This is a genomic window from Staphylococcus sp. MI 10-1553, from assembly GCF_010365305.1.
GTDB lineage: Bacteria > Bacillota > Bacilli > Staphylococcales > Staphylococcaceae > Staphylococcus.
In genome coordinates, this window is sequence record NZ_CP048279.1 from 467201 (window position 1) to 482159 (window position 14959).

General features: G+C 31.4%; 13 protein-coding genes and 2 pseudogenes. 11 read left to right on the top strand and 4 right to left on the bottom strand.

Translation table 11 applies throughout. The annotated features are described in order from the left end of the window. The first annotated feature begins 46 nt into the window (after positions 1–46). A complete protein-coding gene (locus tag GZH82_RS02045) occupies positions 47–1435 on the top strand; it encodes an NAD-dependent succinate-semialdehyde dehydrogenase (protein ID WP_162681089.1) in 1389 nt (462 codons plus the stop codon). Positions 1436–1832: 397 nt separating this feature from the next. Here GZH82_RS02045 and GZH82_RS02050 read toward each other — a convergent pair. Beyond that, positions 1833–2225, bottom strand: a pseudogene (locus tag GZH82_RS02050) (DUF1828 domain-containing protein); the annotation flags it as partial. A 101-nt stretch (positions 2226–2326) separates the two neighbouring features. Continuing rightward, on the bottom strand, positions 2327–2512 hold the full coding sequence (locus tag GZH82_RS14490) for an ATP-binding protein (protein WP_343236267.1): 186 nt from the start codon (positions 2510–2512) through the stop codon (positions 2327–2329). A gap of 625 nt (positions 2513–3137) precedes the next feature. Between GZH82_RS14490 and GZH82_RS02055 the strand changes: the two genes are divergently transcribed. Genes GZH82_RS02055 through GZH82_RS02100 form a run of 10 tightly spaced genes read left to right on the top strand, consistent with a single transcriptional unit; the run spans position 3138 to position 11121 of the window. Beyond that, a complete protein-coding gene (locus GZH82_RS02055) occupies positions 3138–3299 on the top strand; it encodes a signal protein (protein ID WP_162681090.1) in 162 nt (53 codons plus the stop codon). Between the two features lie 55 nt (positions 3300–3354). Further along, on the top strand, positions 3355–4461 hold the full coding sequence (locus GZH82_RS02060) for a serine hydrolase (RefSeq protein WP_162681091.1): 1107 nt from the start codon (positions 3355–3357) through the stop codon (positions 4459–4461). Between the two features lie 50 nt (positions 4462–4511). Then, positions 4512–5474 (top strand): phosphotransferase, encoded by a 963-nt coding sequence (locus GZH82_RS02065; protein ID WP_238989617.1) that lies wholly within the window; start codon positions 4512–4514, stop codon positions 5472–5474. Positions 5475–5494: 20 nt separating this feature from the next. Further along, entirely contained in the window at positions 5495–6373 is an 879-nt protein-coding gene (locus tag GZH82_RS02070) for a T3SS effector HopA1 family protein (RefSeq protein ID WP_162681093.1), read from the top strand. Positions 6374–6392: 19 nt separating this feature from the next. Beyond that, on the top strand, positions 6393–6590 hold the full coding sequence (locus tag GZH82_RS02075; protein ID WP_162681094.1) for a hypothetical protein: 198 nt from the start codon (positions 6393–6395) through the stop codon (positions 6588–6590). Beyond that, complete coding sequence (locus tag GZH82_RS02080; RefSeq protein WP_162681095.1) at positions 6587–7474, top strand: ABC transporter ATP-binding protein; 888 nt, start codon at positions 6587–6589, stop codon at positions 7472–7474. The genes GZH82_RS02075 and GZH82_RS02080 overlap by 4 nt, the downstream gene beginning before the upstream one ends. Before the next feature lie 12 nt (positions 7475–7486). After that, positions 7487–8236, top strand: a complete 750-nt coding sequence (locus tag GZH82_RS02085) for a hypothetical protein (RefSeq protein ID WP_162681096.1) — start codon at positions 7487–7489, stop codon at positions 8234–8236. An 11-nt stretch (positions 8237–8247) separates the two neighbouring features. Then, on the top strand, positions 8248–9189 hold the full coding sequence (locus tag GZH82_RS02090) for an ABC transporter ATP-binding protein (protein WP_162681097.1): 942 nt from the start codon (positions 8248–8250) through the stop codon (positions 9187–9189). Beyond that, on the top strand, positions 9176–9988 hold the full coding sequence (locus GZH82_RS02095) for an ABC transporter permease subunit (RefSeq protein ID WP_162681098.1): 813 nt from the start codon (positions 9176–9178) through the stop codon (positions 9986–9988). Before GZH82_RS02090 ends, GZH82_RS02095 begins: the two co-directional genes overlap by 14 nt. Before the next feature lie 14 nt (positions 9989–10002). After that, positions 10003–11121 carry a quinone oxidoreductase family protein gene (locus GZH82_RS02100; RefSeq protein ID WP_162681099.1) on the top strand — a complete coding sequence of 373 codons (1119 nt, stop codon included), beginning with the start codon at positions 10003–10005 and terminating at the stop codon, positions 11119–11121. A gap of 583 nt (positions 11122–11704) precedes the next feature. Here the strand turns inward: GZH82_RS02100 and GZH82_RS02105 are convergent. Together GZH82_RS02105 and GZH82_RS02110 are read right to left on the bottom strand one after the other, a co-directional pair. After that, positions 11705–13384: pseudogene (locus GZH82_RS02105) on the bottom strand (IS1182 family transposase); the annotation flags it as partial. 271 nt (positions 13385–13655) lie between these two features. Further along, positions 13656–14855: an IS110 family RNA-guided transposase gene (locus GZH82_RS02110; protein WP_343236282.1), complete on the bottom strand. Its 1200-nt coding sequence runs from the start codon at positions 14853–14855 to the stop codon at positions 13656–13658. Positions 14856–14959 lie beyond the last annotated feature (104 nt).

Here is a 14959-nt window from a genome sequence, read left to right on the forward strand (position 1 = left end):
AATGAAGTGTCATACGGTCACTAACTCAAAGAAAGAGGGATGGAAGATGACAAAGTTTGATGTAGAAAACCCTTCAACAGGAGAAGTCATTAAAACCTATGCATTTACAGAAGAAGCTGAAATTCATCATAAAATTGAACGTGCGTATGAAGCGTATTTATCATGGCGTGAAGTCGATGCGCATAAGCGTTCACGTTTATTATGGCAGTGGTCAACTTTAATTAAAGAGAACCGTGAAGCTTTGGCGGAACTGATTACACTTGAAGGGGGCAAGCCTTATCAAGAAGCATTAGGTGAAGTGGATTACGCTGTCGGCTACGTGGATTGGTATGCCGAAGAAGTGAAACGCATTTACGGTAGAACGATTCCGGCTAACGCACCAGACAAGAAAATTTTAGTTGATAAATTTCCAGTTGGTGTTGTAGGGGCCATTACACCGTGGAACTTCCCAGCTGCAATGATTACACGTAAAATGGCACCCACGCTCGCAGCAGGTTGTACGATTGTATGTAAACCAGCGACACAAACGCCAATGACGACGATTCGTTTAGTCGAATTAGCACATGAAGCGGGCATTCCTGAAGATGCGATTTCATACATTTTAGCGAGTGGTAAAACAGCAGGTAAAATTTTCACAGAGCATGAACTGATCAACAAAGTAACGTTCACAGGCTCTACACCAGTGGGTAAAAAGTTAATCGAACAATCAGCGGCATCTGTTAAAAATGTCACAATGGAACTCGGCGGTCTGGCACCACTCATCGTGCATAAAGATGCTGATATTGAACATGCTGTGGAACAAACGATTAAGACAAAATTTAGAAATGCAGGTCAAACTTGTATTTGTGCCAACCGTATTTATGTACACGAAGATATTGCAGAAGAATACGAAAAACAACTTATTGAACAAGTCCATGCCTTAAAAGTAGGGGACGGTATGGAAAAAGATGTGAAAATTGGGCCACTCATTAACCAAAAAGGCGTCGATAAAGTACTCGATCATATTCAAGATGCGGTTGAACATGGCGGTCAATTATCACGTGAATTAGATGACATTCAAGAACGCGGTGGCAACTTCTTAAAACCGGTTGTCATTACTAATGTTAACCATGATATGAAATGTATGCATGAAGAAACATTCGGTCCAGTGGCGCCCGTGATGCGTTACGCTGATATTGATGAAGCGATTCATTTAGCGAATGATACAGAATTTGGATTGGCATCTTACTTTTTCACAAATGATTACCGTACAGGACTTTATATTTACAACAACTTACACTACGGCGTCGTTGGTTGGAATGACGGTGCACCATCTGCACCTCATGCGCCATTTGGTGGTGTGAAAGAAAGTGGTTATGGCCGTGAAGGTGGTATTGAAGGTATCGAACCTTATCTTGAAACAAAATATCTCTCAATCGGTACAAAAACAAAATAACGATCATAGGAATTTTAGGCTAGGGCACATTTCAGTTGTCTTAGCCTTTTTGGAAATCTTTCATAAAAGGTACTGGGGCAAAGGAGGCAAGTTTTTGAAATAATGAACATCAAAAATTTTGTATCAGAATAATCGAGTTGATTTTGTTTCGATTTATGAACACGCATCTTGTTTTCTCTGCCTAATCATTCACCGGCAACGTGTATCATTGTGTAGTGTATTGCATTACATGGAAGCGGAGTGCTAAATACATTAAGTCATCATCTATCTGATATACTTCTTTGTTTCTTTCCTCTTTTTCAAGGTGTATGATAGACACTTCTTCAATCGCAAGAAAGTAAAAAATAAGGGTAAGTGGGAGCACCCTGGAAAAATTAAGTTAATAAATATATTTTTTCATATCATTAACGAAAATAAGGCACTGTAATAGATTATGTTTAGATTTATTTAAGTTTTTAAAATTAGATTCAACAAAAATTTCATGAGTCATATCATTATATTTAATGCCATATGCTGAAAGATGTTCTTCAAAGATTTTTTTGCGTTTTTTCGATTTGTTTATGAAAACCCCATTGTTTTCTAATCCGAATATAGTATAGCCATCGTCTGTTAAAGTGATGATGTCCCGAGATTGATCGTATATAGCATATATAATCAAATTATCTAAAGTGTGGTCTTTAAAAGGAGAGTCTATTCTTACTACATTGTTTGACAAATTAGAAAACTCTAATTCTTGGTTGTACCAATCAAGATATTCTTTTTTTAATTTGTTAGCATCAAATGTAGGCATATTAACACTCCTTTGTTCAAATTCTTGTAAATTATTATAGTCTAAAAATGATATATAAGCACTATGTCAATAGCGGTTTGAAAATGTCATTTTTTAGCGGTTTAAGAATGACGTATGTTTAAACTTTTTTCACTTTTATAGTCTTTAAGTCGGTATGAATCCCCTGTAATTATAAATATTTTTGAATGATGAATGAGTCTATTAATAATAGCTGATGACGTTATCTTGTTACGCAATGAATCCCCAAAAAATTTGAAAAGGGGATTTTTGTCGTTATAATTGTACATATTTATTTTGACATTTATATTTAGCCTTTCTCATCAATAATTAGTAGCTTGATTCTGCTTAATTGTTTTAAAGTATTATTTCTTTGGTTTCTAATGTGATTAAGAGTTTATTTAATTCATTAAAAGTATAGAATTGGATTTTGATATTTTGCTTTAATTTGTGTAGCTACATTTTAATTTCTTTCCTAACTTCGTAATATTTTTGAACGTTCTTAAATCATAATGCTACTAGCTACATAGCTCAGCGAAATTTAGCTTCATGCTTTTCATGGTATAAAATAACACTCCTTCATATATCACGGCTCAATCAAACAACTGCTGTTTAAAGATTGAGTTAATGTCTTATTATATATCTTATAGGTGTTGTTTAAAACAGATTAAAATATCAAGATTCAACTAAAATGTAAATTTTAATATATAATTTTAATAACTTTGTTTATTAGTTAGAAGATGTAAATATTGAGGTTAATGTATTTCTTATAGACTTCATGGTATTGTGTAATAAGTGATAACATAAACTTAAATTTATAAAAAAATAAAAAGCGCAAAACAATATTGACTTTTTTGTTTGTGTGAAATAAAATGAAAGCGGTTACCATCCTGTTATCTATGGGAGGATTGAATTATGAAGGATTTATTATTCAATGGATATAGCAACTATACAACAGCTAACAATATTCAAAAGTGTGCTGTAGATGAATGTGAATTAGGTAATGTAGGAACATCAATTTCATTAAGTGTAACTTATTCATATTCGATTTCATGGACAATTACTTGGAGTGTGTAATATAACTTTATAGAAGTGTTTTGATTTTATTCTAAATAATAGGGTGGTGACCTTTATGTTGAATGTTCATATAGAATTTTTAAAGTTACTGAATTCTAAAGATAAATCAGATATTAAAAGTGAAGTTAGGAAAATTGTTTCCAAAAAGAAAAGTGAGAAAGATATAAAGAATCTTGAAAATTTAATAATTGCATTAAGGCTGGGAAATACAAAATACATTTGGAATAAAGAGAGCAATGAAATTGTTTTGCATGAAAGAAACATTTCTGGGTGTATAAAAATGTATTTGGATGAAGAAAATTTGTTAGATAGATTCTTCATTTTACCAACTATACCTGAGATGACCAATATAAAAGATTTTGAAAGAGCCATAAAACAAATCAATGCGGATTATGAAATCCAATTAGATTGGGAAAAAAATTTGTTAAAAATACAATCAGAAGAAAATAGAAATATGCCGTTAGCAATTTCTTCTATGGTAAAGATTATTGTAGCAGCCTGCATTTATAAGGAAATTAGTGAAGAAAATATTGAATTGAGTAGTACAATTAAAATAAAAGAAGAGGATATAAGTGTTTTGAGTGCGGGAATAAGCAAACAAAATATTGGTGAAGTATTTACCGTTGAAGAATTATTGAAATTATTATTGCTCGTTTCAGATAATACAGCTATGGATGTTTTTATCAATTATCTAGGGGAAAATAAGATCAAAAATTTTTTGAACTTTGAAAATTCTAAAGTAGAAAACAAAGGATATAAATTTAAATTTCCTTTAACAAAGAAAATTTACACTGAAGCATGGTGTGCTGAATCAAATTTCGAACAACAATGGAGAAAATCCGCAATGAAAAAAGTTGTTTGGACTGAGGGATTAGACTATTATATCGATTTAGACTACGTGAGGTATAGTATGAATTACCTGTTAAATAATAGTTGGATACCTTGGGATGATATTCAAAATAATAATGTTATTTATAAAGGAGGATCAGCACCAGGAGTATTATCATGTATCTGGTCAACGAGAAATCTGGAAAAAGAAGACTTTTTGCAATTTATGTTTGTCATAAATAAAAGAGAAGCCCTCTCTTTATTGGAAGAATTATACATTTTTGGATGTGCTAATAAGCTGTTGGAATTTTATGGAGTTTTGAAGGTAAAATGATTTATATATTTGAGTTAGTATTTTATATGAAAAAGAAATGAGGAATGGACATGAAAGTTAGGGAAGGACGAAATATTAATAAAAAAATAGAGAAGGGAGGAGAAAATTTTTTTAAAAAGACAATAGTAGGTCCGAAAAGTGATGCACAAAGAAGATTTGATAATTGCTTGAAGTGGGAAAAATTACACAAAAACTTACCTAAGATAAATTCTCCTGAGCTTTTAGATTATGATAAAAATGAATTAGATTTATACTTTGAGTGGTTAGAAGGAGGAATTTCACTGGAAGACTTTTTGCTAGAAAAGTCAGATTGTTTGGAAAATAAGATAAAGATAGCATCAAATGCATTAGCCATTATACACACAACAAACAATTGGATAGTGGATGTTGATAAAGAAAAAAGTTTGCCAAATAGACGTTCGCTTATGATAGCAATAAACAAGTATGATTATGCTAGTTGTACTGGCGCAGAATTAGAGCTGTTTGCACTTTTACATCAAGATAAAAAATTTATAGAGTCATTGTTTGATGAAAATGATGAAAATAATGAAAATGATGAATGCCTGTGTCATGGAGACGTAAGACTGGATCAATTCATATGGTATCAAAATAAAATGTATATTATTGATTTTGAAGAGTTACGAATCGGTGATGGAACAAGAGATCTTGCGGGAATAATAGGTTCGATCTATTTTAACTGTCTGTTAAAAACTTTTAGTAAAACCACACAAGAAACCTCAGATGAAAAAGAGATCGAGTCACAATTTGTTGAAAGAGGTATGGCATATATAGAAGAAATGATACCAATTATGAAATCAGCATATGAAGCCTATTCAATTGTAAAACCAATTAATAAAATAAATTTATCAATAAATATTGGATGGTTTATTATTGAAAGAATCATGAGTAGAGCCAAATATTCTTTTAAATTGTCAGCTACAGATAAAGCAATTTTAGGGATTGGAAGAGAAATAATATTGTCTCCTAATAAGTTTGAGGAAATTTTTAAATAGTAAAAATAGGGGGGATTTTAATGTTACATAATACTTCTATTGAAACATTATTAGCTAACATGAATTTAGAGGTAGACTTAAATAAAGTAACAGTAGCAAATAATGTATATAAAGGTGTTTTAGAGAAACCTAAAGTAGAATTAATACAATGGTTATATAAAGTGTTGCACACAGGTAATATAGAGATGAATATGAATCAAATAATAAATTCATTAAATGATTTAGACAGTAATATTATTAAACGTTTAAAAGATCCTGAAATTAAAATGCCTGTTCAAAAGCAAGAAGTTTATAGCAAAAGCTATCCTATATTACACGGTGTAAGAATATACGAAGATATAGGAATAGACCAGTTTATAAGTATTCCTTGTTTTCGTCCGAATCTTACGCCCGGCTTTTTTATGTTTGTAAACACAGAAAACGGTATGCATAATGGTAATGTAAAAAGACATTATATTTATGCAGATACGCCTGAATATGGAATCGAAACATGGGTGAATTGTGTTGAAAAATTAATAAGTGAAAAGATTTCATTTTCAGCAAAAGTGCTTTCATCTTCGACTAATTACCCAAGAAATGACGCATTAGTTTTTTATAGTAGCAAAGATACACAGAGAGTTCAAGAAATATTGGTTAATGAAGTGAATAAAAACCCTATTAGAAATATAAAAGGATCTTTGTTGGCAAAAAAAATAGTGCATAATTTATATGTAGCAGATGAACCTATTCAGAGACAAGGTATGCATCAAAGTTTTGGAGAACATCGGTCTAATGCAATAGCAGATGCGATACAAGATCATTTTATTACAGGTGTAGATTTTAAATTATTATTAAAGCAAAGATTATTATCATATAATATAAATATAGAAGATATATCTAAAAATTATTCCGATTTATAAATTGAGGAGGAAAATGGATATGTATATTAAAATTTTAATTCCTATAATTATATTAATAATTATATATTTATTTATATGTTATCGTGATTTGTACAAAATTAATATGGTCAAATACTTACCTAAATGGGGGTGGAGTATTATTATTATTATTTCTATTCCTTTAGGCGGAGTAATTTATTTCCTATTTGGAAGAGAAACACGAGGTGATAATGGGTGACTAGTTTAATTCATGTTAACAATTTATCGATTCACTTTGGGGATTTTATTGCACTAGAAGATATTACTTTAACTTTTGAAAAGACTAATGGAGTGATTGGTTTAATAGGACCTAATGGTGCTGGTAAAACAACTTTAATCAGCGCAATAATTGGACAATTAAAGTTTCATAAGGGTTTTGTAAATGTTAATCATGAAGATGTTGCGTATTGTCCAGATGTACCATCTTTTGAGTCTTTTCTGACACCTAAAGAAGTATTAGAACAAACAATAAGGTTGAGAGGAAAACCGGTCAAAAATTATAAAAAAAAAATATTAGATGTATTAAAAGAAGTAGACTTAATTAAAAGTCAAAATAAGCTTGTGGGAGGCTTTTCTCGTGGCATGAGACAAAGATTGGGAATTGCATCTGCACTGGTTTTAGATCCAAAGATAATATTTTTAGATGAACCAACAAGTGCTTTGGATCCATTTGGACAAAAAGATGTTTTACAATTAGTGGATAAAGTGGCAAAAAATCACGTAGTTGTTATATCAAGTCATAATTTAAAAGAAGTAGAAAAAATTGCCGAGGAAATAATTGTACTCAATGAAGGTAGACTTATTTACAAAGGAAGTTTAAATAGTTTTAGTAGAGAAAATCAAACTCTGTCATTAATAGAATTTTCCGATTCTAAAATTTCTGAAAATTTGGACTATATTTTAAAAGAAAATAACATTTCACATATTTTAGTTGATAAAGCAATAAAATTTGAAAAGGATGAAATAAAAAAAGTACTATCTCTAGTTAATTCTTATGCCGATTATATTGTAAGGATAGAAAGAGAGATATTTTCTTTAGAAGATGCATTTGAAGCACATGTAAAAAATCGCAATAAAAAGTGAGAGGTTAGAGATATGGTTAAATTAGAATTAATGATATGGATTAGAAGTAAAAAGTTTCTTGTAATTTTTGTAGTTTTTTTATTTTCTGGCTTTACATCTCCGCTTATCGCTTATTATTCAAATGATATTATAAGTAGTTTTAGTAATAGTAATACGAAAATTATATTTGCAGATCCTAAATGGACAGATTTGATTTTATCTTACTTTAAAAATGCATCACAGCTCGTGATGTTTATAACTGCATATATCATTGGAGATACATGTAGAATTGGGAGAGACAAATCGATGCAGTTATATTACAAAACTAGAGCAAGTAATTCAGGTAGAATTCTTTATCCAAAGATTCTTGTAAGTCTAATAGTTGTGACTTTAGGAGCGCTTTTCGGAAGTTTAAGTGCATTGTATACAACATGGATTTATTTTGATGACTTTAATTTAAATCATGCTATTCAGGGACTTTTTATTCAAATAATAGGAATTTTGATTTTTTCAACTTTTAGTGGGGTAATTGCGTTTTGGATAAATTCAGCATTTGTCGCTGCTTTAATTGTAGAAATTTTCATATTTATTGCAATGTTTTTTTCCTCCATTGAAGAATTTCAAAAATTGTCACCTGTTACATTACTAAAACCACAGAACGTTTTGATAGAAGGAATAAATACTACCAATTTATGGTATCCGTTGATTAGTGGAGGGCTAGTTTGTTTGATATTAATTCTTGTTAGTTTTTATCGTCCGCTTAGAAGAAAAACTATTAAATGAGGACTGATTTGATGATAGCTAAAGTAACTAATGTTCAGAAATCCCTTAATAACAGGGAAATTATCAAAAATGTTTCGTTTTCTTTAGAAGAAGGATCTATAAATGCTATTTTAGGGCCAAATGGTGTCGGAAAAACAACAACTGTTCGTATATTAACAGGTTTACTAATACCCACTAAAGGTACAGTAGAAGTGTTCGGCACATTAACAACTGATAAAGATTTCGACCGAGTAAGGGAATTTATTGGAGTGCAAAATGATGGCAACCTTTATGAAAGTTTAACAGTTTATGAGAACCTAAAACTTTGGGCGATATTTTACAATATACCAAGCATACAAATTTCCGGACGCATAGATAAGTTATTGCATCACTTTGATTTGCACGAAAGAAAATATAGCAAGGTAGGTACACTAAGTAAAGGCCAAAAACAAAAAGTCTCAATTATAAGAGCTATGCTACATAAACCTAAATTATTAATTTTAGACGAGCCCACCTCTGGACTGGATCCGTCAGCTGCAGAAGAACTGATTAGATATATTCAAAAAATTGTATATGAAAAAAATATAACAGTTTTTATGTGTACACATCAACTTCAAGGATTGGAAAAAATAGCGGATAATATTTTTATTATGTATAATGGTGAGTTTATTGTATGCGGAAATTCATCTAAACTTTTAAGTTCTGAATGGCCAGGAGCGACTTTTGAAATAGTTTCAAATAATCCTTTGAAATGTCTTGAATTATTAAAAAATTTTTCTGAAGTTATAATTAGTTGTGAAGCATATGATGAAGACGTAGTAAGGGTGTCCGTAAAAGAAACAGCAATGATATCAAAAATAATTGAGATGTTGGTATACGAGCGCATTAATATTTATGAGGTTACCAAAGTTGAACGTGAAATTAAAGAATTTTATTTCAAGAAAATAGGTGAAGTCAAACATGGTGAATGTTAAATATGTATGCAATATTGTAAGAAAAGATATCCTGGAGGCAAAAGGTGAACAAGGAATAATCGTATCAGTATTGGTCATTCCCTTCATTTTTAGCGTATTATTGCCATTACTAGTAATAGTGGGAGGAACAAATAATACCTTAGTAAATTTTATCGGAGGTATTCATATTTTTATTGAACAATTACCTAACGATATATTTCCAATAAATATTTCTAAAAATAATGCAATAATTTATGCCATTTTAATGTATTTCTTTATACCATTTTTTTTATTAATACCAGTTATTGTTTCAACAATATTATCGACCTCTAGTTTTACAGGAGAAAGAGAAAAGAAAACTATTGAAGGATTACTCTATACACCTATTACAAATAAAGAATTAATGTTAGGAAAAATATTATCATCTTTTTTACCAGCAATAATTGTAACATGGATTTCAATAACAGTTTTTGGCGTTATTATAAACGTATTTTCAATAAATACAATGGATAAATTAATATTTCCAAACCTTAATTGGATAATAATAGGGGGATTAATAGCGCCATTGATTACTTTTCTATCGATCTCATTAGTAATAGCAATTTCGCATAAGATGAAAACTAGTAAGTCAGCACAGTCAGTTTCTATGTTACTAATACTACCTATTATTGGATTTTTAATTTCACAGGCAAGTGGATTGTTTTTATTTGGTACCAAAATCTCATTAATTTTAGTCTCAGTTTTAATTATCTTAGATTTTTCAATATATTTGATTATTGCTAAAAAGTTCAATAGGGATAGATTTATAACTAAAGTATAGGAGGAGGGTTTGTCGTGAAAGTTTTAACGATAGTAAATACAGATTTAGTTTCAGAAAAAGATGTTGAAATGCTTCCAGATATTAGTATTGCAGGATCTAAAATAAAATGCGGTATTATTGAAATTCCAAAACCAACATTCAATGAATGTGAAAAAGAAAATGACCATTTTGTTTTGGTTAAGGTATTGGCATTTTCTTGTAATTATAGAGATAAAGCAATCATATTAAAATCAGCATTGAAAATGCAGGGAGAATTGAATTTTCAAGCGGCTCCATTTGCATTTTTTGGCTCAGATTTTGTGGCTACTGTTGTTGCGAAAGGGAGCCTAGTAGAAAATTTTGAAATTGGCCAACGTGTAATTCCTAACTGTGCTTATCCAGAATCTCCTTTTCCAGGTGTTGCTGCAGGTGTAGTGACTAACGAAGCTTCAAAAGGATGGTTGAGAATTCATAAATCTAAACTCACTGCTATCCCAGATAATATGGATGATGCTATTGCAGCGAGCTTTTCTATTGGTGGTCAAACATCAACTAGTATGGTTAGGAAAGTTAACATTAAAAAAGGAGAGCGTGTGTTAGTTTTAAGTGGAAGATCAAATACGTCAATGTTTATTATTAATAATTTACTTGAAAAGAATGTCGATACTACTGTATTAACAACATCAACTTGGTCAAAAGAAGAAATTTCTCTAATATCTCCAGCAAAACTTGTTAAAGTGGAAAAATCATTTTTGAAATGGAAAGAGCATGAGGATTTAGGAACTTTTGACGTTGTTTTTGATCCTTTTTTTGATTTGCATTTAGAAAAAGCTGTTAATTCACTAAAAACCTATGGTCGCTATATTACATGTGGATATAAAAATCAGCATAATAAATTCATGGAAGACACTGATAAATTTAATACTAATAATTTAAAGAGTATTATTTTAAAAGTTATGATAAATAATATGTCTATTATTGGTAACTGCATTGGAACAAGTGAAGATTTAGAAAAAGCACTAGCCAACTACAACCCCAGTAGTTTTATTGTTCCGGTTGATGGATGTTATTCCGTGGAAGAAGGGGATAGGTTTGTAGCGCAAACGTATAATAATAGAAGAAGATTAGGTAAAGCTGTTTTGGTTTATTCATGAATAAATGTAGGAATTGCATTTGAGTAATAGGAATCAATCATTAATTTTTAGAATACAGGTTATGAAATTTTTCTGAATAAAACTCATCTATAAGTGTATAATTATGTTATTTTAGAATTAAAAACGCGATTTGTGTTACTATGCAAATCGCGTTTTTGAGGTGCGCTCGGCATGGGTAGTGTATTGGTGGTGAAAGACCTTTATAGGCTTGGGAGTAAGAACTGTTAGCGAAAGATAAGGGCGTCCATTGTGAAGTGGAACCTGAAGGAAGTTGGATGCAAAAACTCGTACTGACGAATCGAAACAGTGTACTAAGACTATGTAGAACGGATGAATTTGCAATGCAAGATGATGAAGTCCCATACTACCCGAGTTCTATATAGTAAATGATGAAGTGACATGAGTGTAAAGGGTTACACTACAGTCGGAAAGGTCTTATCAATAGAATACGGTGTTAACCGGCAACTTATGGAAGGATAAGTAGTGGAACGAAAAAGAATACATGAGTGTGTACAGTAAATCTTAGGTGAAATGAAAGAAATGTATCGTAAGTCTCCATCTGCATACGACGCGCTAATAGAACCATAAAAGGGGCTGGGACATAGACCTTCAGCTCCTTTAAGAAAAAGCCGTTAAAATTCATTTTTTTAGAATTTAACGGTTTTTTTCTTATTAACGAACGAAAACGAGCACTTATTTTAGCTAGTTTTCGTATATTTACTGCCATGAGTGCGATGCCAAGTTCACACTCAACCTTTGATTTTGTGCGAACCGATAATCTTTGGAAACCCAAATTAGCCTTCAGATTTCCAAAAGTTGATTCAACATCTATCTTTCTCTTTTGATAAATGTGTTTCGTCTTTGGATCTGAAAGCTGTTGATTTGTGAAGGCTTTAAAATAGTCCCAAGTTAAATTTTTAAATAAGCGTTTATTTGTGTTGGGGTTCGTACTTTGCTTCATACATTGACTTCGTAATGGACAGCCCACACACGCTTCACATGCATATAATTTAAAATCTCTTTGAATACCGTATCCATCTCTTTTCTTTCTGTAACTTTGGAAATGTAATTCCTTTTTGTTAGGACATATATAGTAATCATCTATCTCACGGTATTCCCAGTTAGCAGTAATCAATGGATTGTTTTTATATTTGCGCTGCTTCTCTTTGAGATACATACTATAAGTGATTAAAGGTGTTTTCTCAAATTCATCGAGTATCATGGTATAGTTGTATTCACTTCCGTAACCCGCATCTGCCACAATATACTCTGGAATGTCACCATATAAATTGTGGATGGATTTTAAAAATGGTTCGAGCGTTCTTGTATCACCTGGATAACTATAAACACCAAAAGCTAAAACGAATTGATTATGGGTTGCGATTTGTAGGTTATAACCCGGTTTCAATTGGCCGTTTCTCATATGATCATCTTTCATTCTCATGAAGGTCGCATCATGATCGGTCTTTGAATAACTTTTTCTGTCACCATAAATTTCCATTTGCTTGTCATATTTGATTTTACGGTCTTTAAAATCTTGGATGGCTTTCTTACTTTGTCTCACCTTACTTCTTTCTTTTCTAAGGGTTTTTCTTGTCTCTACATCTTGAGTCGTTTCAATTTCAGACGTGAGCGCATCATTTTTATGACCTAAATGCGTCTCTATTTGATTCAGTTCTTCACTTGTTAATTCATGCCCAGATTCACGTTTGATTTCAGGAATAATCTCTTCAGAAACGAGTTGCTCATATAAAGCCGTTGATTTTTCAATGACAGACTGACTAAAACGCTTCGTATTAGCCAGCCACTGGAATGTGTACTTATTCGCATTTGCTTCTATTTTTGTGCCATCAATATAAATGACGTCCTCTGTAATGAGTTTATCTTCTAATAATTGGGCTCTTAAACCGACAAATAAAATATGTAGAAATTCCATCATGTGGGGATTCACTCTAAAGCGATTGATGGTTCTATAAGTTGGCGTTTGACCTTGCGCAAGCCACATCATTCGACAACTATCTTTTAACAGATGTTCGATTCTTCGCCCTGAAAAAACAGAATGGGCATAACTATAAAGTATGATTTTTAACATCATTTTTGGATGGTATGATGAAGGACCTCTTTGGCTATAATATGGATTAAAAGCTTCTTGGGGAACAGATTCTACAAGTTTGTTAATAATGAATACAATATCATTTTCAGGAAAAGACATCTCAGTTTCTATTGGAAGTGTAAGTTGAAACATGTTATAATTTTTATACATATAAAGCACCCCTGTCTATTATTTTTGTCGTTATTAATAATTATACAGGAAGTGCTTTATTTTTTTAAATAATATCTAAAAAAGCCCTGATTAAATGTTTTTTTACATCTAATCAGAGCTTTTTTAGCGAAGAGGGCAAGAATTACGTCCCAGCCCCTTTTCCTACGATTTGTCAAGGGTTCAATAAGTGAAATTGACATTACTGAACTAGACCGTCCAATTTTTACTTTTTTGAATAAGGTGTTATGATGTATATGATTATGTGGTTTCGTTAGTGTGGTGCTTTCTGATAATCATATAATTTATCATTGACTATCAAGTAGTGAATGGTCTTTAATAAGCGATTGATACTCGCTATTACGGCAGTCTTGTGGGGTTTCCCATGAGGCTGCTCTCTTAATTTATAATAATAATCCACAATATGGCTTTGATAATGATTTCTTCCCCTAAGAATGTTCATAGTGATTAAATACAATAAACGCCTTGCTTTTTTATTTCCTCTTTTATTAATCGTATCTCGACTCTTTGAAGTTCCTGATTGGTAACGTTTAATATCAATGCCTACAAATGCATTCAGTTGTTTATTTGTTTTGAATTCTCTAATATCTCCAAGTTCCCCAATAAGCAATGTAGCTGTGAGTTCTCCGATGCCAGGAATTGAAATAATATTTTCAAACTCAGTTGTATTTTTAGCTAAATCAATCATTTCCTGATTAAATGCTTTCATTTCTTCTATCCCAATAAGCAGTTTGTCGCATAAGTATTGGACTTTTTGTAGGAGGAAAGAAGACTTGCGCACATTCGGAAAACTATTATTCTTTATTTCAATTAATTTTTTGGCATACTTGTGCGCTTTTTTAATTGAAATGCCTTTATCAGTTGAATGAAGTACTTTTTCCACCAATTCATCATGAGTCAAAATACTTACATAATCAGGATGAGGAAATGCTTTAGCTATATTTAATGCGATTTTTGAATATCTGTTAGTAAATAACTTTTCTAACCCTGGAAATGTTTGATGTAGTGTTTCGACTAACTCAACTTTGAGACAATTTTGGTTGATCTCCATTTCTAAGTGAAAGCGCGCACGTTCTCTCAGTTCAAAGTAGATCTCTTCAGGATGACGTTGTACCTTTGAATCTTTCATTCTAAAGGCAAGAAGTGCGAGTTTATGTGCGTCTGACTTATCTGTTTTCCATGATCTTAACGAATTTGTTTTAAACTTGGCTTCTAGGGGGTTCATTTCTAAGTAATTTATTTTGTGAATTTCACAAAAGTGTTTCATACCTCTTGAATAAACACCTGTTGATTCAAAGAGGATAAACAGGGAATCAAGATGCTTGATATCATTTTTAAGATAACGATAGCCATTTTGATTATTTTGAATGACCAATTCTTTAACGAAAACTTCATCCTTATAATGTGCGACCACACTTTCTGACTTACTGATATCAATACCAAAACAGTTAATAAAAATCATACCTTTCTCTATTGAATTGAGAAGATTTTAACTTTACTTAGCCTTTTTCATTTCATTTTCCTATACACGGTTTCTAAAACCCAACATACTTCAAT